At 56.6% G+C, this 19,292-nt stretch carries 17 protein-coding genes; 10 read left to right on the top strand and 7 right to left on the bottom strand.

All coding sequences use genetic code 11. From position 1 onward, the window contains the following. Positions 1 to 176 precede the first annotated feature (176 nt). Complete coding sequence (locus OCH02_RS01305; RefSeq protein ID WP_261094312.1) at positions 177 to 431, top strand: YkgJ family cysteine cluster protein; 255 nt, start codon at positions 177 to 179, stop codon at positions 429 to 431. Positions 432 to 438: 7 nt separating this feature from the next. Here OCH02_RS01305 and OCH02_RS01310 read toward each other — a convergent pair whose 3' ends face one another. From OCH02_RS01310 to OCH02_RS01325, 4 genes are all read right to left on the bottom strand, one after another. Then, entirely contained in the window at positions 439 to 1,617 is a 1,179-nt protein-coding gene (locus OCH02_RS01310; RefSeq protein WP_261429363.1) for a sugar efflux transporter, read from the bottom strand. 223 nt (positions 1,618 to 1,840) lie between these two features. Then, a complete protein-coding gene (gene torA, locus OCH02_RS01315; RefSeq protein ID WP_012145949.1) occupies positions 1,841 to 4,321 on the bottom strand; it encodes a trimethylamine-N-oxide reductase TorA in 2,481 nt (826 codons plus the stop codon). A gap of 12 nt (positions 4,322 to 4,333) precedes the next feature. Continuing rightward, a complete protein-coding gene (locus OCH02_RS01320) occupies positions 4,334 to 5,494 on the bottom strand; it encodes a NapC/NirT family cytochrome c (protein WP_261429364.1) in 1,161 nt (386 codons plus the stop codon). Between the two features lie 258 nt (positions 5,495 to 5,752). Next, positions 5,753 to 6,175, bottom strand: a complete 423-nt coding sequence (locus OCH02_RS01325) for a nucleotide triphosphate diphosphatase NUDT15 (RefSeq protein WP_261429365.1) — start codon at positions 6,173 to 6,175, stop codon at positions 5,753 to 5,755. A gap of 247 nt (positions 6,176 to 6,422) precedes the next feature. Between OCH02_RS01325 and fruB the strand changes: the two genes are divergently transcribed. From fruB to OCH02_RS01350, 5 genes are all read left to right on the top strand, one after another. Continuing rightward, positions 6,423 to 7,556 carry a fused PTS fructose transporter subunit IIA/HPr protein gene (gene fruB / locus OCH02_RS01330; RefSeq protein ID WP_261429367.1) on the top strand — a complete coding sequence of 378 codons (1,134 nt, stop codon included), beginning with the start codon at positions 6,423 to 6,425 and terminating at the stop codon, positions 7,554 to 7,556. After that, a complete protein-coding gene (gene fruK / locus OCH02_RS01335; RefSeq protein ID WP_135317278.1) occupies positions 7,553 to 8,494 on the top strand; it encodes a 1-phosphofructokinase in 942 nt (313 codons plus the stop codon). Before fruB ends, fruK begins: the two co-directional genes overlap by 4 nt. Before the next feature lie 11 nt (positions 8,495 to 8,505). Beyond that, positions 8,506 to 10,197 (top strand): PTS fructose transporter subunit IIBC, encoded by a 1,692-nt coding sequence (fruA, locus tag OCH02_RS01340; RefSeq protein WP_261429368.1) that lies wholly within the window; start codon positions 8,506 to 8,508, stop codon positions 10,195 to 10,197. A 125-nt stretch (positions 10,198 to 10,322) separates the two neighbouring features. After that, complete coding sequence (locus tag OCH02_RS01345; protein WP_261429369.1) at positions 10,323 to 10,658, top strand: type II toxin-antitoxin system RelB/DinJ family antitoxin; 336 nt, start codon at positions 10,323 to 10,325, stop codon at positions 10,656 to 10,658. A 10-nt stretch (positions 10,659 to 10,668) separates the two neighbouring features. Next, positions 10,669 to 10,938 (top strand): type II toxin-antitoxin system YafQ family toxin, encoded by a 270-nt coding sequence (locus tag OCH02_RS01350; protein ID WP_261429370.1) that lies wholly within the window; start codon positions 10,669 to 10,671, stop codon positions 10,936 to 10,938. A gap of 78 nt (positions 10,939 to 11,016) precedes the next feature. On the opposite strand, the gene nfo is transcribed toward OCH02_RS01350, so the two are convergent. Then, the gene (nfo, locus tag OCH02_RS01355) at positions 11,017 to 11,856 is read right to left on the bottom strand and encodes a deoxyribonuclease IV (RefSeq protein WP_261108658.1); all 840 of its coding nucleotides are present in this window, start codon (positions 11,854 to 11,856) and stop codon (positions 11,017 to 11,019) included. A 117-nt stretch (positions 11,857 to 11,973) separates the two neighbouring features. After that, complete coding sequence (locus OCH02_RS01360) at positions 11,974 to 13,062, bottom strand: YeiH family putative sulfate export transporter (protein ID WP_261429371.1); 1,089 nt, start codon at positions 13,060 to 13,062, stop codon at positions 11,974 to 11,976. A 249-nt stretch (positions 13,063 to 13,311) separates the two neighbouring features. Between OCH02_RS01360 and yieE the strand changes: the two genes are divergently transcribed. Together yieE and OCH02_RS01370 are read left to right on the top strand one after the other, a co-directional pair. After that, positions 13,312 to 14,187, top strand: a complete 876-nt coding sequence (yieE, locus tag OCH02_RS01365; RefSeq protein WP_261429372.1) for a DNA-binding transcriptional regulator YeiE — start codon at positions 13,312 to 13,314, stop codon at positions 14,185 to 14,187. A 197-nt stretch (positions 14,188 to 14,384) separates the two neighbouring features. Further along, positions 14,385 to 15,866: an amino acid permease gene (locus OCH02_RS01370; RefSeq protein WP_174353807.1), complete on the top strand. Its 1,482-nt coding sequence runs from the start codon at positions 14,385 to 14,387 to the stop codon at positions 15,864 to 15,866. 59 nt (positions 15,867 to 15,925) lie between these two features. Here OCH02_RS01370 and OCH02_RS01375 read toward each other — a convergent pair whose 3' ends face one another. Continuing rightward, a complete protein-coding gene (locus OCH02_RS01375) occupies positions 15,926 to 17,023 on the bottom strand; it encodes a GGDEF domain-containing protein (RefSeq protein WP_261429374.1) in 1,098 nt (365 codons plus the stop codon). Between the two features lie 361 nt (positions 17,024 to 17,384). Here OCH02_RS01375 and OCH02_RS01380 point away from each other — a divergent pair, with 361 nt between their 5' ends. Continuing rightward, a complete protein-coding gene (locus tag OCH02_RS01380; protein WP_261429375.1) occupies positions 17,385 to 18,467 on the top strand; it encodes a FecCD family ABC transporter permease in 1,083 nt (360 codons plus the stop codon). After that, complete coding sequence (locus tag OCH02_RS01385; protein WP_261429376.1) at positions 18,464 to 19,252, top strand: ABC transporter ATP-binding protein; 789 nt, start codon at positions 18,464 to 18,466, stop codon at positions 19,250 to 19,252. Before OCH02_RS01380 ends, OCH02_RS01385 begins: the two co-directional genes overlap by 4 nt. Positions 19,253 to 19,292: the final 40 nt, after the last annotated feature.

Consider the following 19,292-nt stretch of genomic DNA (forward strand, 5'->3'; position numbering starts at 1 on the left):
ATCGGTGTGGCCAGGGCGGTTTGAAGCGTGTTTTTGCCCGACATGAGTGCAACCCATTTGCGGTTAAAAGGGGGGGATGTAAAGATTGAGCGGCAAACCCGGATTCTGCTGGCGGCGGATGAGCGCGACTGATATTGTCGCGCTTCAATTCTGCCAGCCCACCGAGAGACTCGCTGATGGACTGCCGTGCCGACTGTGGCGCCTGTTGTATTGCGCCTTCAATATCCAGCCCGATCCCCGGCATGCCCAACGGCAAGCCCGCCAATACCCGCTGTATTCATCTTAGCGAGCAGTTACGCTGTGGCCTGTTTCACTCGCCGCTGCGGCCCAAAGTTTGTGGCAGCCTGCAGGCCAGCCGCGAAATGTGTCACGACCACCGTGACCAGGCGCTAATCTATTTGGCCAAGCTGGAAGTGGATACGGCTCCCTAAGCCTGCCTTACGCGTCTTTCAGCCTCCACAAGCAGAGCACTGCGCCGACAACCATCGCCAGTGCGGAATAAAACACCGCGTGATAACTCCAGACTTCCGCCACCAGGCCGGCAATGGAACCGGCTAAAATCCAACCCACGCGAGTGGTGTTGGTAAACAGGGTGGTTGCGGCACCTGCCTGCCCAGGCATCAAATCCTGAAAATAGAGCATGCCGATCCCCGCCAGTACGCCGATAAACGCCGCGTTAAGCAGTTGCAGGGCGATCAGCTGCCAGGTGCCGGTAATAAACAGCAGGCCAACATAAAACAGCAGGCCCGCCGCTACCGCACAGCGCATTAAGAAGCGTTTGCCGAAGCGTTTTGCCACCATGCCCGCAATCAGCATGGTCGGTATCTCCAGCCCGGCTGCCGTGCCCATCAACACCCCAGCCAGCCTTTCCGGCAACTGCAGCTCATGCACCATATACAGCGGCATATTGATCAGATACATGCTGTTGGCGGTCCACATAAAGGTGCAGGCCATAAACAGCAACAGCGTATCGCGACGGTTTTGTCGTGGGGCCTCCAGCGTGGTGCTGGTGGCCACCGGCGTTTTGCGCATCGAGGGCAGCATTTTCCACACCAGCACGCCACACAGGATAAATACCGCTGCGGCGGCCAGATACATCACTTTAAAACCGAAGCCCAGGGCCAGTGCAAAGGCGATGGGCGGCCCGATTACCCAGGCGAGGGAAACCTGCGCCCGCAGGATTGAACTGAACATCACGGCTTCGCGACCGGTGCGATCGGCGTGTTCGCGCGCCAGGGCGAACATCTGTGGGTTAGCGGTAGAGCCGAAACTGGTCAACATTACGCCGACCGCCAGCAGCAGGTAATAATTGCGGTTCCAGGCGAACAGCACGCAGCCCAGCGCACCCAGCATGCAGCAGAGGAAAATCAGTGTTTTACGGTCGCCCTTTTGATCCGAACGGCGGGCGAGAAACTGGCTGACCAAAATGCCAATCACCGCGCTGCCGGTGAAAAATAGCCCGACCATCGAAGGGCGCACCTTCACTTCCGTCGCCAGGAACAGGCTCAACGTCGGGGTCTGTAGCGCCCCGGCAATACCGGTGAGGAACGCCACCACTAAAAAAGCCAGTGAAGTGAGGTCGGGCGAGCGTCGCGTTGCCGTAGTTGATGTAGCCATAGAGGTCAGAAAATAGCCGTAAATGAAGGGGGCGCGCGCATAATACGCCTATACCCGTCATACTTGAAGCTGCATCTGTGTTGGCTGCGCCTGCGCGCCCCGGTCACATAGTTATCTATGCTTCCGGGGACTTACGGGCTTGCCGCCTTGATGCAACTCCAATTATTTAGGGTATATGTCTGTCATAATCGAAGTTGCCTCTGTATTGACTAGGGATCTGCCGTTACGCGCCGGCTGGCACGTCGTGCGCGGTGTTTTTCAGCACCTCACCCTGATACTTCTCGATCTGCAACTGAGCCATCTGCCCACAGTTACCCTGCGCCAGGCTGGAGGAGCCGACGTCGAAGGTCAGGCAGTTGACGTTGCCGTTTTTGCACAGCGAGCCCGGCTGTGAAGGATCGGCCGGATCGAACCAGGCCCCTTCACTGATCCGTACCACGCCAGGGCGCACGTCTTCACTGACTACTGCACCGACCAGGATCTGGCCGCGATCGTTAAAGGCGCGCACCAGATCACCGCTGGCGATGCCGCGAGACTTGGCGTCCTGCGGATGGATCACAATCGCTTCCCGGTCTGCCACCGCATACTTTTTACGCAGCGGCGTATTGTCGAGCTGTGAGTGCAGGCGGTTGATTGGGTGTGCGGTGTTCAGCGACAGAGGATATTTAACCGCCTCCGGCCCACGATACCACTCATGCGGCGGCATCCAGGTCGGGATGCCAGGGCAATCCTGATACTTCATTTTGGCAATGGCGTCGGAGTAGATCTCGATTTTACCGGATGGCGTACCCAACGGATTGAGCAGCGGGTTTTCGCGGTAGTCGGCGAAACGTACCCATTGGGTATTGGCCTCGGGCACCGGGAAACGTACATAGTTGTTGGATGCCCAGAACATGTCGAACGGCGGCAGGGCCACCCGGGCGGCGCGCGCCTGAGTTTTCATGTCGTCGTACATGCCTTTGAGCCACTGAGTTTCATCTTTGCCTTCGGTAAAGGCATCCTGCACACCCAACTTGGCCGCCATGGCCGCGAAGATATCGAAATCGCTGCGCGACTCATGCTGTGGCTCCACGCACTGATGCATTGGGAACACATACAGTTGCGAGTAGTCGCCGCCCATTTCCAGATCGTTACGTTCATAGCTGGTCGTGGCCGGCAGCACAATATCGGCATGTTTGGCGGTGGCGGTCCAGTAAGGTTCGTTCACCACGATGGTGTCCGGCCGTTGCCAGGCCTTGACCAGGTTGTTGGTGTCCTGGTGCTGGTGGAAGGTGTTGCCACCGGCCACGTACACCATTTTCACCTCGGGGTAGGTGACCTGTGTGCCGTTGAAATTAATGGTTTTTCCCGGATTGCTCAGGCATTCGGCGATGCGTGCTACCGGGATCGGTGCCGGTGAGTTTTTCGGCGCATTACCGGCTGAAATACCGGAAATGATGCCGCCTTTCGCCGTCGGGCTACCGCCGGAAGAGTAGTGATAGCTGAAGCCGAAGCCCCCGCCCGGCAGGCCGATTTGGCCGAGCATCGCCGCCACGGTGACCAACAGCCAGTGCTGCTGTTCGCCATGATGCTGACGTTGAATGCCCCAACCGCCCATGATCATGGTGCGATTTTTCGCCATGTCGCGTGCCAGTTGACGCAATACGTCGGCATCGACGCCGCAAACATCGGCGGCCCATTCGGCAGTTTTCGGTGTGCCATCGGTTTCGCCCAGCAGATAAGCCTGGAACTTGTCGAAGCCGGCGGTGTAGGTTTTCAGGAAGTCCGGGTTATGCAACTTCTCGGTCAGCAACGTGTGGGCGATGCCGATCAACATGGCGCCATCGGTATAAGGGCGTGGGGCGATCCACTGCGCATCGATAAATTTTGCGCTGTCGTTATGCACCGGGTCGATGCTGATCACGCGGGTGCCTTTCTTCTTCAGCGCCTCAAAGCCGGTCTGGCCGTAGTGGTCAGGCACGTTCCAGCTGTTTTTCAGCGTGATCATCGGGTTACAGCCCCACAATACGACCAGTTGGCTGTTTTCGATCACGTTTGGCCAGGCGGTTTGCTGTTCGTAAACCTCCATGGAGCCGACCACGTGCGACATGATCACCTGTGCGGCGCCGGTGGAATAGTCACCGGCATAACCGAGGAAGCCCCCGGTCAGGTTCATCAGGCGTTGCAGCAGCGTGCGGCTGTTGTGCAGCATGCCGACGCTCTTCCAGCCATAAGAACCCGCATAGATTGACTGTGGACCATGATCTTTTTGCAGACGGGTGATTTCGCCACACACCAGTTCAATCGCCTTGTCCCAGCTGACGCGTACCCATTCGTCGCGGCCGCGCAGTTCGGTATGGCTGCCGGGGCCGCCTTCCAGCCAGCTTTTACGCACCATCGGATATTTGATGCGGTTTTCGGCATGTACCTGGTAGGGCGCCATGGTGATCAGCTCGTTCGGGTAAGGATCGTCCTTGACCGGCTGCACGCCGACCATTTTGCCGTCCTGCACTATAGCTTCGAAGGCACCCCAGTGCGCGCCGGTCAGAATGCCTTTTTGTGCCTGACGCAGCACCACAAATTGCGGCAGCGCCTGGCTGATGGCCTGCGCCAGCGCTGACTTGGGCCACAGGCCTGCCAGCAACGGGGCGGCGGCCAGTGCGGTGGCGCCGGTCAGGAAGCGGCGGCGGCTCATTTTTAACGCTTGTTGTTGATATTTGCTCATTTCGCTTCTCCCTTAAAGCTTGGCAGGTTTGGCTGGCTGCATGTCACTGGCGTGTTTCTGCACGTACTGTGTCAGAACGCGCAGTTGTTCCTGCGTCAGCGAGGTGCGTGGAGCCATGCCTTTAATAACGCCGATCCACTGGTTGGCGTTGAAGCGATCGAGGGCGGTAAGGCCGTGACAGCCGGTACAGTTGGCCGACATCATATCCGCGGTGTAGCGCCAGATTTTTTGCTGATCGTCGATCAGTTGTTTACGCGGCAGCCAGACCTGCAGAGAAACCTGATGCCACACCAGGCCGGTTTCGGCATCGGTCATGGTGGTGCCGGTTTTCAGCAGTTTGCGAGCGTCTTCCCCCAGCAGCACGCTGAGGATACGCTTGCCCTGTGCGGCGTAGAACACTTCACTGACGCCGTCCTGTTGCCAGCCGGTGACGTTGGCCAGCACCTTGTCGCCTTCTTGTTTCACCACCTGAACTTCGGTGGAGGGCATCAGGTTGCCGGCGTTGTGGCTGTCGTCCGGTTTCAGGAAGAAAGGCTCGGTGGCAATGGTGTACAGCGTGGTGGCGGTCGGTGAGGTTTCAGCCGCGGCCTTCGCCAGTTCGGCAGCACCGGCCTGGGCGGCACCGCTCATGTCCGGCAGAATGTGCGCCACACCTTTATGGCAATCGATGCAGGTTTCACCCTGCTTGATAGCCACCGGATGCTGAATACGCGCTTCCGGCCGTTGAGCGGTGATATCCATGGCGTCAAAGCTGTGGCATGAACGGCAGGTGGCGGAATCGTTTTCTTTTAGCGTTTTCCATACCGACTGGGCCATGGCCAGCTTATGCGCCTCATATTTTTCTGGCGTATCAATAGTGCCCACCATCTCGCCATAAATATCTTTTACCGCGCGGATCTTGGTCCACAGGTAATCAAGCGGTTCGTGTGGGACGTGGCAGTCGGCGCATTCAGCGCGGATCCCCTTGGTATTCTGGAAATGGACGCTGCCCTGATACTCGGCCAGCGGTTGTTGCATGGTATGACAGGACACGCAGAAAGCGGTGTCGCTGGTTTTGTGGAATACGGTGGCGGTACCCGCTAATAATGCTGCCCCGAGGATAATCCCCAACAGCAGCAGCCACAGCCATCCCCAGCGGTGCTTTTTGATCAAGCCAGTGAGTTTATTGGTCATATTGAACCCGCTTATAATTATGAAATACCAAGGAAAACCTTGCCAAAAAAAGTGCCGGCCGAGCGCCGACATACCTGAGGAAGTATAGGTAACATTAGCAATGACATCTAATACTATAGGGTTATTTTTAGCAGGAAAATGCTCATTCGAGGGATTTTGCAGCGTTATATTCTGGTTTATATAACGTATTTTTTATGTGGTTTTATCAGTCCATGCGCAAGATCACGGACAGAGGAGAAAAAAACTGAATGAAAACGGCTACTTCATTGCCTGATAGGTTTGCCCTGTCAACCAGAGATGGATAGCGTTACGGCTGGCTTCGAAGTGGGGTTCCGGCAACTGATTCGGTAAGCACCAACGCCATTCTGCACATTTTTCGGGCTCTTTGAGTTCGGGGGTACCGCCGGGATGTTGCGTCAGCAAGCATATGGATACCGTATGTTTTCCCTCGGCGCGCCAGGTTTGCAGATTATTGCTGATACCGATAAAACTCGGTGGGGCGATCATCAGCCCGGTTTCTTCGGCGATCTCACGCTGAGCGCACTGTTCAAAGGTTTCACCGGCATCCAGATGCCCGCCGGGAATCGACCAGAAAGGGGCGTGCTGACCGCAGCGTTTCCCCAGCAATATTTCCCCTTGTGCATTTACGATGATCACCCCTACGCCCGCCACTACCGTCATGCTGTTCTCCGTCAGCCAAGTTTCAGCACAGTATGTCATTTTAGTGCCGCAACGGATAACCCTTCGGGAAAAGTGTGCGTAAGGTCAAAAATCTATCACATCAATTTTGAGAAAACTTGCTTTCAGCCGGTACAGCTCACACACTCCTTGAAACGTTTCAGCGTTATGGGCGCGATGATTCCGTACCGATAACGCTCCTTTTTCCCAACGAAGCTGAAACGATTCAATTCAGCAGGAGAGGAGAATCATGTTCCAGTTGTCACCGCAAGATATTCACCTGGGCGCGGCTGCCGGCAGCAAGCAGGAAGCCATCCAACAGGTTGCCGCCGCACTGACCGAGGCGGGCTGCGTCAGCGCCGCCTACGTGGACGGCATGTTGCAGCGTGAGCTGCAAACTTCCACTTACCTGGGCAACGGCATTGCCATTCCGCATGGCACCACCGACACCCGTGCGCTGGTACTGAACACCGGCGTGCAGGTATTTCAGTTCCCGCAGGGCATTGAATGGGGCGAAGGCCAAACCGCTTTTGTGGTTATCGGTATCGCCGCCCGTTCCGACGAACACCTGGCGCTGTTGCGCCAACTGACACACGTGCTGAGCGACGACAGCGTGGCCGAACAGTTGGCGAAAACCACCTCGTCAGAAGAGCTGCGCAGCCTGCTGATGGGCGAAAAGCTGACGGCAGAGTTCAAATTTGACGCTTCTCTGATCGCGCTCGATGTGGCCGCCGACAGCCTGATGACGCTGCAGGCGCTGAATGCCGGTCGTTTGCAGAAAATTGGCGCGGTCAACGCCCAGTTTGTCAGCGACGTCATTACCCGCAAGCCACTGAATCTGGGGCAGGGCATTTGGCTGAGCGACAGCACCGAAGGCAATCTGACCAGCGCGGCCACCCTGAGCCGTCCAGTGCAGGCGTTTGACGAAGACGGTGAGAAAGTCGCGCTGCTGCTGACGTTATCGGTGGCTGACCAGCAACCGCTGGCGGTGCTGAACTATCTGAGTGACCTGTTGCTGGCAAATAAAGCTGAACGCTTGCTGAACGCCGATGCCGTCACCCTGCTGGCATTGCTGACCAGTGAAGTAGAAGAAGAAAACACCACCCTGAGTGCCGAGTACGTCATTCGCAACGAACACGGCCTGCATGCCCGTCCGGGGACGGCACTGGTCAACGTAATCAAGAAGTTCGAGAGCGAAATTACCGTTACTAATCTGGATGGCAGTGGCAAACCGGCCAACGGACGCAGCCTGATGAAGGTTGTGGCGTTGGGCGTGAAGAAAGGGCATCACCTGCGCTTTACCGCCAAGGGTGAGGATGCTGAAACGGCGCTGAAGGCGATCGGTGAGGCCATTAACGAAGGACTGGGCGAGGGCGCAGCATGAGCAGAAGAGTAGCAACAATTACCCTGAATCCGGCTTACGATCTGGTGGGCTTCTGCCCGGAGATCGAGCGCGGTGAAGTTAATCTGGTCAAAACCGCTGGTCTGCACGCCGCCGGAAAAGGCATTAACGTCGCCAAGGTGCTGAAAGATTTGGGCATTGATGTCACTGTGGGCGGTTTCCTGGGCAAAGATAACCAGGATGGCTTCCAACTGCTGTTCAGCGATCTGGGCATTGCCAACCGCTTCCAGGTGGTGCCGGGCCGCACCCGCATTAACGTCAAGCTGACGGAAAAAGACGGTGAAGTGACAGATTTCAACTTCTCCGGCTTTGAGGTGAGTGGTCAGGATTGGGAACGTTTCGTGACCGACTCCCTGAGCTGGCTCGGTCAGTTCGATATGGTGGCCGTGAGCGGCAGCCTGCCGGCCGGGGTTGATCCCGATGCCTTTACCGACTGGATGGTCCGCCTGCGCGCTCAGTGCCCGTGCATTATTTTCGACAGCAGCCGTGAAGCCCTGGTTGCCGGCTTGAAAGCCGCGCCATGGTTGGTGAAACCCAACCGTCGCGAGCTGGAAATCTGGGCCGGTCGCCCATTGCCCCAGCTGGCTGACGTGGTTGAGGCCGCCCATGCGCTGCGCGATCAGGGCATTGCTCACGTGGTGATTTCCCTCGGTGCGGAAGGGGCGCTGTGGGTCAATGCTTCCGGCGCCTGGATCGCCAAGCCACCGGCCTGCGAAGTGGTCAGTACCGTCGGTGCCGGCGACTCGATGGTCGGCGGCCTGATTTATGGCCTGCTGATGCGCGAATCCAGTGAACATACTTTGCGTTTGGCTACCGCCGTAGCTGCACTGGCCGTCAGCCAGAGCAACGTTGGCGTGACCGACCGTCCACAGTTGGCCGCGATGATGGCGCGTGTCGACCTGAAACCTTTTAATCAATAGCGGGAGGCAGAATGAAAACACTGCTGATGATAGACAGTTCGCTGGGGCAGGCGCGTGGTCACCTGGCGAAACGCATGCTCGGCGCTGCTGCGGCGAAAGCCGGCCTGACGCTGGTGGAGTCCCCGGCCGAGGCTGAACTGGTGGTGGTGGCGGGGCAATCTGCGCCTGCTGACGCCCAGCTGAACGGCAAGCGGGTTTATGTGGGCGATGTGGAGCACGCGGTGCGTGAACCTGAAGCCTTCCTGACGCAGGCTGTCGCCGAAGCAAAAACCTGGCAGGCACCTGCGGTGGCAACGGGTGCGGCGGTTAAAGCAGCCGGTCAAAAACGCATTGTGGCAATCACCGCTTGCCCAACCGGTGTGGCGCACACCTTTATGGCGGCAGAGGCGATTGAGAGCGAAGCAAAAAAACGCGGCTGGTGGGTGAAGGTAGAAACCCGCGGTTCCGTGGGGGCCGGTAATGCCATTACGCCTGAAGAAGTGGCGGCGGCGGATCTGGTGATTGTGGCGGCCGACATCGAAGTGGATCTGGAGAAATTTGCCGGCAAGCCGATGTATCGCACCTCTACCGGACTGGCGCTCAAGAAAACTGCGCAGGAACTGGACAAGGCGCAGGCAGAAGCCGAGATTTTCCAGCCGCAAAAAAGCGGTGCTCCGGCCGCAGCCGGCAAGAAGAAAGAGAGTGCCGGGCCTTATCGTCACCTGTTGACCGGTGTGTCTTATATGCTGCCGATGGTAGTGGCGGGCGGCCTGTGTATTGCACTGTCATTCGTATTCGGTATCAAGGCGTTTGAAGTCAAAGGCACGCTGGCGGCTGCGCTGATGCAGATCGGTGGGGGTTCGGCCTTTGCACTGATGGTGCCGGTACTGGCTGGTTTTATCGCGTTCTCTATTGCTGACCGTCCGGGCCTGACGCCAGGGTTGATTGGCGGCATGCTGGCCGTGAGCACCGGAGCCGGTTTCCTCGGCGGTATCATTGCCGGTTTCCTGGCGGGTTATGTCGCCAAATTTATCAGCACCAAACTGCGTTTGCCGCAGAGTATGGAAGCGCTGAAGCCGATCCTGATCATTCCGCTGGTTGCCAGCCTGATCGTTGGTCTGATCATGATCTTCATCGTCGGCACGCCGGTGGCGAAAATCATGGAAGGTCTGACCCACTGGCTGCAGTCGCTGGGTACCGCGAATGCGGTGCTGCTGGGGGCGATACTCGGTGCCATGATGTGTACCGACATGGGCGGTCCGGTCAACAAGGCGGCCTATGCCTTTGGCGTGGCGTTGCTGAGTTCTTCGGTGTATGCACCGATGGCGGCGATTATGGCTGCCGGTATGGTGCCACCGCTGGCGATGGGGCTGGCAACGCTGCTGGCGCGTCGCAAATTCGACAAGTCACAACAGGAAGGCGGGAAAGCGGCGCTGGTGTTGGGCCTGTGCTTTATCTCTGAAGGCGCGATCCCGTTCGCAGCCCGTGACCCGATGCGTGTGCTGCCATGCTGCATCGCTGGTGGCGCGCTGACCGGTGCGTTGTCCATGGCGTTTGGTGCCAAACTGATGGCACCGCACGGCGGGCTGTTTGTATTGCTGATCCCTGGCGCTATCACCCCGGCACTGCTGTATCTGGTGGCGATTATCGCCGGTACGCTATTGGCTGGCGTGTCTTACGCGCTGCTGAAACGTGCTGATGTTCCGGCGGCCAGCGTGGCTTAAGATTAGCGTTGGTAATAAAAAACCATTTCAAGGGGCCCATTGGGTCCCTTGTTCATTTCTGCATCTTAAGATTGTGATAATAGTTTTGTGTGACTACAATGTGACTACAAACCCGAGGGGGGATTATGGAAACTTATGTACGTGCACGCATCGACACTGACCTTAAAGATGCCGCTACCGCTGTTTTGAAAGATTGCGGTCTTACTGTCAGTGCTGCTTTCAGAATCTTTCTGAGTGAAGTCGTTGCAACCAAGGCAATGCCAATAGAAATAAAGGCCCATACGCCTAACGCACGCCTTCGTGCGGCCATTGAAGAAGCTGATGCTTTAGCGGCAGGGAAGCCGGAGCACTTTAACAGTGTTGAATCCATGATGGAGAGCCTGAAAGTTGGTAAAAAAACCACTATCGAAAGCCAAGACCAAGGCAAAATCAGCGAGGGTGGCACGTCCAACGGGGATTAGGCCGCGAAAATTGGACTACACATCTCGTTTTGACAAAGATTGGGCCCGCTACGATAAAACTGGCCGCCATGACATGTCACTCATCCAAACCGTCAGTGCTCTCTTGGTCGCACGGCAAATGATACCTGCTGAATATCTTGATCACCCCTTGACGGGGGAATGGTCTGATAACAGGGAAATGCACCTGGGAGGGGATTTTCTGCTGGTCTATAAAATTTACGAGGAGAAGGATCTCATCATGCTGGTAGCTTTGGGCACACATGCTGAATTATTCAAATGAACCACCTCGTTAGTTGGATGGGCTAGAGTCCCCCCACCCAGTCAGCCTGAGGCTCACCGGGTAGGGTGTCACTGGCAACTACTGCTGGGCTTTCAGCCAGGCTATCTCTTCCGCCCAGATATCCGGGTTCACCGTTTCCAGGATCAGCGGGATATTGTCGAAGCGCGAGTCGCGCATGATGTAGCTGAACACCGTTTTACCGATGTTGCCCTCACCCAGGCTGTGGTGGCGGTCGACGCGGCTGTTGAATTCGCTTTTGGCGTCGTTCAGGTGCATACCGCGCAGATAGTTGAAGCCCACCACCTCACCGAGTTCCTTAAAGGTCTGTTCGCAGGTTTCCTCGGTACGCAGATCGTAACCGGCGGCAAAGGCGTGACAGGTGTCGATGCAGACACCGACACGGCTTTTGTCTTCCACGCCGTCGATAATCGCCGCCAAATGTTCAAATTTAAAGCCCAGATTACTGCCCTGACCGGCGGTATTTTCGATCACCGCCGTCACACCGCTGGTTTTATCCAGCACCAGGTTGATGGATTCGGCGATGCGTGCCAGGCATTTGTCTTCGTCAATTTGCATCAGATGGCTGCCAGGGTGGAAGTTCAGCAGCGTCAGCCCCAGCTGTTCACAGCGTTGCATTTCATCAAGAAAGGCTTCGCGGGATTTTTCCAATGCCTCGGTTACCGGGTGGCCGAGATTAATCAGATAGCTGTCGTGCGGCAGGATCTGACCTGGGCCGTAACCGTACTGCGCGCAGGCGCTTTTGAATTTATCAATCACATCGGCAGGCAACGGGGCGGCCTTCCATTGACGTTGATTTTTAGTGAACAGGGCGAATGCGGTCGCCTCTAATTCGTGCGCGCGGATAACCGCTTGATCCACGCCGCCTGACGCGCTGACATGTGCACCGACAAACTTCATTTTCATTCTCCTGTGTAATCGGCGTCATTATGGCATTGATAGCGGAAGGATTGAATGGCTGAAAAAGTTCAGGCCCGCGAGCGCGGGCCTGAGGTCGAGGAAACATTGCGGGGTGAATCAGAGGAAATGTTGCACCAGCAGATTAATCGCACCGCCGCCGACAATCAGCCAGATGAACAACAGGGTGGCCAGCAGAATCGGTTTTACCCCCGCCTGGCGCACTGCGCTGATGTGGGTGGTCAATCCCAGAGCCGCCATGGCCATCGCCAGCATCCAGGTGTCCGCAGTAATCAGATGTTTTACCAGCGTAGCCGGGATCAGGTTGAAAGAATTCAGCCCGGCGACGGCGATAAACAACACGGCAAACCAGGGAATGGTGATGGCAGATTTTTCTGCTTTCGCACCGCTGTTGCCAGCGCTACGGCTGCGGCTGATAAACCCTGAAAGTATGACCAGGAAGGGTGCCAGCATCATTACGCGGATCATTTTGGAGATCACCGCAGCGTTTTCGGCATCCGGCCCGATGGCATGCCCGGCGGCGACGACCTGAGCCACTTCATGGATGGTCGAACCGGTGAAGATACCGAAGCTTTCCTGATTAAACGGCAGCCACTGGAACTGTTCGTTCAGATGGTACAACCACGGATAGGCAAAGATCGCCAGCGTGCCGAACACCACCACGGTGCTCACGGCGACTGCCACCTTATTGGCATCGGCTTTCAGTACCGGTTCGGTAGCCATAACCGCTGCCGCACCGCAGATGCTGCTGCCGGCACCGATCAGCATGGTGGTATGAGTGTCGAGGCCAAACACTTTCTTGCCCAACCAGCAGGCGAGCAGGAAAGTGGTGGTTAGCGTTAACGCATCAATGATGATACCGGTGGTGCCCACGTCGGCAATTTGCTGAAACGTCAGGCGGAAGCCGTAAAGGATAATGCCCAACCGCAGCAGGCGCTGTTTGGCGAACTGAACGCCGCTGTGAGAGCTCGGCTGTAACCAGGGATACAACGTATTACCCACCACAATGCCGAGTAGAATCGCCAGCGTCAGGGCTCCCAACCCCAATCCGGCCACCCATGGAATATCACCAATCCAGACGGCTAACGCGGTGATAGCCCCGGTCAACAGCAGTCCAGGTATCAGGTGAGGTAAACCGAACAGGGCAAATTGCCGAGTGGGGAAATTATGTGTGGTATTGGTCGCCATAAGTCAGCCCTTTTAATCAAAATCTTAAGCACAGACTACGTTCTGGCTGTATAAAAGAGAAATTGATTATATGGTTATAACCTATCTGAATAAGTGGTTAACCGACCGCGGGCGGCTTTCATGCTGATTTCTGCAAACGTGGTACCATTAAGAGTATTCACCCTGTGCGTTGTTGCCGGTCAGCAGCGCAGATTTTGCATTAATTTCAGTGACTTTTTCGATGTCACCTTTGATTAAAACCGAGACGCTATGCATATCACCTTACGTCAATTGGAAGTGTTTACCGAAGTGCTTAAGAGCGGGTCGACCACGCAGGCCTCGGTAGTTCTGGCGTTATCACAGTCGGCGGTCAGCGCAGCGCTGGCCGATCTGGAAGGGCAATTGAGCGTGCAGCTGTTCGATCGCGTGGGCAAGCGTTTGGTCATTAATGAACACGGTCGGTTACTGTACCCGAAAGCGCTGGCGCTGCTGGAGCAGGCGGGGGAGATTGAACAGCTGTTTCGCCATGATGGCGGTGCGTTGCGCATCGGTGCCAGCAGCACCATTGGCAACTATATGCTGCCGGAGATGATCGCCCATTATCGGCATGATTTCCCCGCTTCGCCGCTGGAACTGAACGTCGGCAACAGCCAGGATGTGATCGGCGCTGTGGCGGATTTCCGTGTCGATCTGGGGCTGATTGAAGGCCCCTGCCACATGCCGGAGCTGATCACCCAGCCGTGGCTGGAAGATGAGTTGGTGGTATTTGCCGCGCCGGATAACCCGTTGGCCGGGCAACCGCTGACCCTGGAAATGCTGGCCACGGCCCCCTGGATCCTGCGTGAGGGGGGGTCGGGTACGCGCGAGGTACTGCATCATCTGTTGCTGGCGCACTTGCCGCACTTCCAACTGGTGATGGAACTGGGCAATTCAGAAGCGATTAAACATGCGGTTCGCCACGGTATGGGGATCAGTTGCCTGTCGCGGCGGGTGATTGGCGAGCAGTTGGCCAGCGGCGTGCTGGTGGAACTGAACATCCCGTTACCGCCGTTGATGCGCACCCTTTATCTGATCCATCACCGGCAAAAGCATCTCTCCAACGCGCTGCAGCGTTTTCTCGGCTACTGCGGGTTTCAGCCTCAATAACGTCTCCGAAAGGAGTAAAAAAGCATAAAAAGCTGCTCCCTGTCACATTAATGACAGTAAGTAAGGTATTCTGGCCTGCCGCTAATAATTAGCCCTGAATTATGAAGCTATCTTATATCAGTGGAATGTTACTAGTTCGCCGGCGGGTATTTGTTACAATCCGCCCTCGTTTTTTTTGACCAGCAGATAGGGTAAGAATGGCTCAGCAGGATATAAAAACAACATCGGGGCAAGCAGCACCCGGATTGCGCCGCGAGCTGAAAGCTCGGCACTTAACCATGATTGCTATTGGTGGCTCTATCGGTACCGGTCTGTTTGTCGCCTCTGGCGCTACGGTTTCTCAGGCCGGTCCGGGCGGGGCACTCCTGTCTTACGCGCTGATCGGACTGATGGTTTACTTCCTGATGACCAGCCTGGGCGAATTGGCAGCCTTTATGCCGGTGTCCGGCTCTTTCTCCACCTATGGTGCCAAATACGTAGAAGAAGGCTTTGGTTTCGCGCTGGGCTGGAACTACTGGTACAACTGGGCGGTGACCATCGCCGTTGACCTGGTGGCCTCGCAACTGGTGATGACCTATTGGTTCCCGGATACGCCGGGCTGGATCTGGAGCGCACTGTTCCTCTGCCTGATGTTCCTGTTGAACTACATCTCGGTTAAAGGCTTTGGTGAAGCGGAATACTGGTTCTCGCTGATCAAAGTGACCACCGTCATTATCTTTATCGGTATCGGCGTGTTGATGATCTTCGGCATCCTCAAGGGGGGCGAGCACGCGGGCTGGCAGAACTGGACTATTGGCGATGCGCCGTTTGCCGGAGGGTTCTCGGCGATGATAGGTGTGGCGATGATAGTCGGCTTCTCGTTCCAGGGTACCGAGCTTATCGGCATCGCGGCCGGTGAGTCGGAAAACCCGGGCAAAAACATCCCGCGCGCAGTGCGTCAGGTGTTCTGGCGTATCCTGTTGTTCTATATCTTTGCCATTCTGATTATCAGCCTGATCATTCCTTATACCGATCCGAGCCTGCTGCGTAACGATGTAAAAGACATCAGCGTCAGCCCGTTCACGCTGGTATTCCAGCACGCCGGTCTGCTGTCGGCTGCGGCGGTGATGAATGCGGTGATCCTGACGGCGGTGCTGTCCGCCGGTAACTCTGGGATGTACGCATCCACCCGTATGCTGTTCACCCTGGCATCGGAAGGCAAAGCACCGCGTATCTTCGCCAAGTTGTCGAAGGGGGGAGTGCCACGCAACGCACTCTATGCCACTACCGTGGTTGCGGGTCTGTGCTTCCTGAGTTCGATGTTCGGCAACCAGTCGGTTTATCTGTGGCTGCTGAACACCTCGGGGATGACCGGCTTTATCGCCTGGTTGGGGATTGCCATCAGTCATTACCGTTTCCGTCGCGGCTATATGATCCAGGGGCGTGATCTGAACGATTTACCTTACCGTTCCGGTTTCTTCCCGCTGGGCCCGATCTTTGCGTTTGTCCTGTGCCTGATTATCACGCTGGGGCAGAACTATCAGGCGTTCCTGCAAGACCGAATTGACTGGTATGGCGTGACCGCAACTTATATTGGGCTTCCGCTGTTCCTGATTATCTGGTTTGGCTACAAGCTGACGCGCGGCACCCGTGTCGTGAAGTACAGCGAAATGGAATTCCCGAAAATGGACGTGAAGTAATTCCTGTCTATACCCGTTAAATTTCAAGCTGCAGCTGACCCTTTGGCTGCAGCTTGAAACTAATCCTTTCCTTTTATCCCCAGCGCTTGCTGCGCCGCCGTCATCAGGCTTTCAACCGTTTTATAATCCTGGGTTAACGCCAGGACTCCGCTATTCAACCGCAACGTCACCTCACCGAATGCGCCAAAGTCGTAAGGCACCTCCAACGGCGGAACGATACGCGCCAAAAACTCGCCTTCGGAACCGTATGGCAGGCCGTGCACCAGGATCAGAAACTGACCACCGCTATAGCGGCAGACAAAATCGCTCGGGCGCACCAGCATTTTCAGGCGTTCGCCGATGGTACGCAACACGTCATCGCCGATCAGTACCCCGTGGCTCTGGTAGAGCGCCGCCAGGGGAGTAAATTCAATAATAAACAGGTGTGACAGGGGATGCTGCGTCGGGGAAGGGCGGCAAATATCCTGCATTACCGCTTCCCCGCCCGCACGGTTAAGAAAGCCGGTTAAATGGTCTTGATGGGCCGCTTGTTGTTTTTCTGTGGTTAAAGTGACCTGTTGCGCCACCTGATGATGGTAAAACGCGATCAGTCCATAAGCCAGCAGCAGCCACAGCGGGATGATATCCGCCAGTAAAAACAGATTTTGCACGCGTGATAACGGTGCGGCCAACAGATAGGGCAGCGTCAGCAGCATGACCTCCAGCAGGGCAAAGCGCGGGGCGGCGGCATGACGTTGCATCAGCCAGAATGCCAGCGCGGTGATCAACAGGCCGGCGGACAGGATCAGGACCATACGGCCTGAAAGCATCGCCAGCAGTGCAGTTGCGCCCACCAGTGAACACCACAGCAGTACCGTCACCAGCATGGCTGTTGGCCTGAGAGGAGGAGTGGCGCGCGCCAACCACCAGCGCCCGGCGGTCAGTAATGCCAGCAACGCCAGCAGTGCGGCCGCGATCGCCAGGTTGCACAGCCAGCCATACGCCAGCAGCAGCAGTGCCACCCCGGTGGCATTCAGCCAGGGAGTAGCGGGGGACGGCACCAGAGTCAGCCGCATTTGGCGCTGAAATTGGGCGTTATCAGCCTGATGTGGACTTTGTACCAGCCAATGCAGTAGCGCAGGTTTTTTAGGCGTTAACATTGGGGAGCGACTTCGCATTGCGACCTCTTTAGTAAATGCCCGCTAACGGGCCCTAAATGTCTGGCATAGGAGGGTGTTTGGCCCGCCCTTTGCCGGTCTGGCTTTGGATTCTATGTGGTTTTGTTGCAATTTGTCATAGTCGGGCGCGGGGCGGCCAAACTTTCGGAATTATTAACCCTGCGCGCCATTGGAAGCTTGTCGGACCTGTTTGGTTAATAGCCTTATAAAATAAAGCGTTACATATTAACATGACAGGTAATAGCTATTGGTATGATTGATAAGTATTATCGTTTGCTTTATTGTTATCGGCTGCTTATCCGCTTCCAGGCGGCCGTCTGGCACCCTGCCAGAGTCATCGTCGTAACAGGTATCCGAAATAATGAGCGTATCCACCGATCCTCTGTCTGCCACCAAGGGGCAACCCGACGTCAACGTTATGGGGCGTTATCACCATATTCTCCGCCACCGTTTATTGATGATGGGGGTATTGGCATTGGCGATTTTGGGTTCGCTGCTGCTGGATTTTACCCTGGGGCCATCCGGACTTTCGCTGTCCTCCCTGTGGCAAACGCTGATGGACCCTGCGGCGGCGGATGCCGGTACGCGGGTGATTGTCTGGGATATCCGTTTACCTTACGCCTTGATGGCCGTGGTGGTGGGTTTTGCGCTTGGCCTGGCCGGGGCAGAAATGCAAACTATCCTGAATAACCCGCTTGCCAGCCCCTTTACCCTCGGGGTGTCTTCTGCCGCCGCTTTCGGCGCGGCATTGGCCATTGTGCTGGGTATTGGTGTGCCGGGCATTCCTGACCAGTGGTTTATTTCCGCCAATGCGTTTATTTTCGCCTTGTTTGCCGCATTGATGCTGGACGGCATTACACGCTGGACAAGGGTTGCCACCTCAGGGGTGGTGCTGTTCGGGATTGCGCTGGTGTTCACCTTTAACGCGCTGGTCTCCATGATGCAGTTTATTGCCAGCGAAGACACGTTGCAGGGGCTGGTGTTCTGGACGATGGGTAGCCTGGCCCGCGCCTCCTGGGACAAACTGGGCATCCTGCTCGGCGTATTTGCCGTGCTGCTGCCGTTGTCGATGATGAGTTCGTGGAAGTTGACCGCGCTGCGTCTGGGTGAAGATCGGGCGGTGAGCTTCGGCATCGACGTGCGCCGCCTGCGCCTGACCACCTTGCTGCGTATCAGTATTCTTTCCGCATTAGCGGTGGCATTTGTTGGCCCTATTGGTTTTATCGGCCTGGTAGCGCCACATATTGCCCGTATGATTTTCGGTGAAGATCATCGTTTCTATCTGCCGGCCAGTGCGTTGATTGGCGCACTGGTGCTGTCGATGGCCTCAGTGGCCTCGAAAAACCTGATCCCGGGGATCATCATTCCGGTCGGCATCGTCACCTCGCTGGTGGGCGTGCCGTTCTTCCTGAGTATTATTCTGCGTCATCGGGGGAATGTATGAGCCAGGGATTGCGTATCGAGCATTTCTCCGCCGGTTATCCGAAGCGTCAGGTGATAAGCGATCTGGCGGTGCCAATGTTGCCACGTGGCCAAATCACCGTGCTGCTGGGGCCGAACGGCAGCGGCAAGTCGACGCTGCTGCGCTCGTTGGCCGGGCTGAACCCGGCGCAGGGGCAACTGTGGCTCGATGATATCGATCTGATGCAGATGCCTTTTGCCCGTCGGGCCGAGAAAGTGGTGTATTTGCCGCAATCGTTGCCTGCCGGAGTGCATTTGCACGTGTTGGAGTCGATCATCGTGGCGCAACGCGCCTCGGGCGGCCGCAGCAACGCCGGCAGCGAGTCGGAGGTGATGGCATTGCTCGAGCAGCTTGGCATCGCACATTTGGCGCTGAGCTACCTCGACCAGCTTTCCGGCGGCCAGAAACAGCTGGTTGGCCTGGCGCAATCACTGATCCGCCAGCCTTCGCTGCTGTTGCTGGATGAACCGCTGAGCGCGCTCGATCTCAACTACCAGTTCCACGTGATGGATTTGGTGCGCAAAGAGACGCGTAAACGCAATATCATCACAGTGGTGGTGGTGCATGACATCAATATAGCCCTGCGCCATGGTGACCATGTGCTGATGCTGCAGGACGGTGAGTTGATTGCCGACGGTACGCCGGAAGAGGTGATCACGCCGCAGAGTTTGGCGCGGGTGTATGGCGTTCGCGGGCGTATTGAGCGTTGTTCGCAGGGCACCCCGCAGGTGTTGATCGACGGGTTGGTGAACCAGCCGGTGGTTTGAAAAAAACTGAAAAATCATAAGGCCCCGATCTCGGGGCCTT

Source organism: Serratia quinivorans (assembly GCF_946227985.1).
GTDB lineage: Bacteria > Pseudomonadota > Gammaproteobacteria > Enterobacterales > Enterobacteriaceae > Serratia > Serratia quinivorans_A.

What these genes read in the sequence shown, in the direction of transcription:
- OCH02_RS01305 (WP_261094312.1), top strand. Translation starts at nt 177, where the DNA reads ATGGACTGCCGTGCCGACTGTGGCGCCTGTTGTATTGCGCCTTCAATA.
- OCH02_RS01310 (WP_261429363.1), bottom strand. Translation starts at nt 1,617, where the DNA reads ATGGCTACATCAACTACGGCAACGCGACGCTCGCCCGACCTCACTTCA.
- torA (WP_012145949.1), bottom strand. Translation starts at nt 4,321, where the DNA reads ATGAGCAAATATCAACAACAAGCGTTAAAAATGAGCCGCCGCCGCTTC.
- OCH02_RS01320 (WP_261429364.1), bottom strand. Translation starts at nt 5,494, where the DNA reads ATGACCAATAAACTCACTGGCTTGATCAAAAAGCACCGCTGGGGATGG.
- OCH02_RS01325 (WP_261429365.1), bottom strand. Translation starts at nt 6,175, where the DNA reads ATGACGGTAGTGGCGGGCGTAGGGGTGATCATCGTAAATGCACAAGGG.
- fruB (WP_261429367.1), top strand. Translation starts at nt 6,423, where the DNA reads ATGTTCCAGTTGTCACCGCAAGATATTCACCTGGGCGCGGCTGCCGGC.
- fruK (WP_135317278.1), top strand. Translation starts at nt 7,553, where the DNA reads ATGAGCAGAAGAGTAGCAACAATTACCCTGAATCCGGCTTACGATCTG.
- fruA (WP_261429368.1), top strand. Translation starts at nt 8,506, where the DNA reads ATGAAAACACTGCTGATGATAGACAGTTCGCTGGGGCAGGCGCGTGGT.
- OCH02_RS01345 (WP_261429369.1), top strand. Translation starts at nt 10,323, where the DNA reads ATGGAAACTTATGTACGTGCACGCATCGACACTGACCTTAAAGATGCC.
- nfo (WP_261108658.1), bottom strand. Translation starts at nt 11,856, where the DNA reads ATGAAGTTTGTCGGTGCACATGTCAGCGCGTCAGGCGGCGTGGATCAA.
- OCH02_RS01360 (WP_261429371.1), bottom strand. Translation starts at nt 13,062, where the DNA reads ATGGCGACCAATACCACACATAATTTCCCCACTCGGCAATTTGCCCTG.
- yieE (WP_261429372.1), top strand. Translation starts at nt 13,312, where the DNA reads ATGCATATCACCTTACGTCAATTGGAAGTGTTTACCGAAGTGCTTAAG.
- OCH02_RS01370 (WP_174353807.1), top strand. Translation starts at nt 14,385, where the DNA reads ATGGCTCAGCAGGATATAAAAACAACATCGGGGCAAGCAGCACCCGGA.
- OCH02_RS01375 (WP_261429374.1), bottom strand. Translation starts at nt 17,023, where the DNA reads ATGCGAAGTCGCTCCCCAATGTTAACGCCTAAAAAACCTGCGCTACTG.
- OCH02_RS01380 (WP_261429375.1), top strand. Translation starts at nt 17,385, where the DNA reads ATGAGCGTATCCACCGATCCTCTGTCTGCCACCAAGGGGCAACCCGAC.
- OCH02_RS01385 (WP_261429376.1), top strand. Translation starts at nt 18,464, where the DNA reads ATGAGCCAGGGATTGCGTATCGAGCATTTCTCCGCCGGTTATCCGAAG.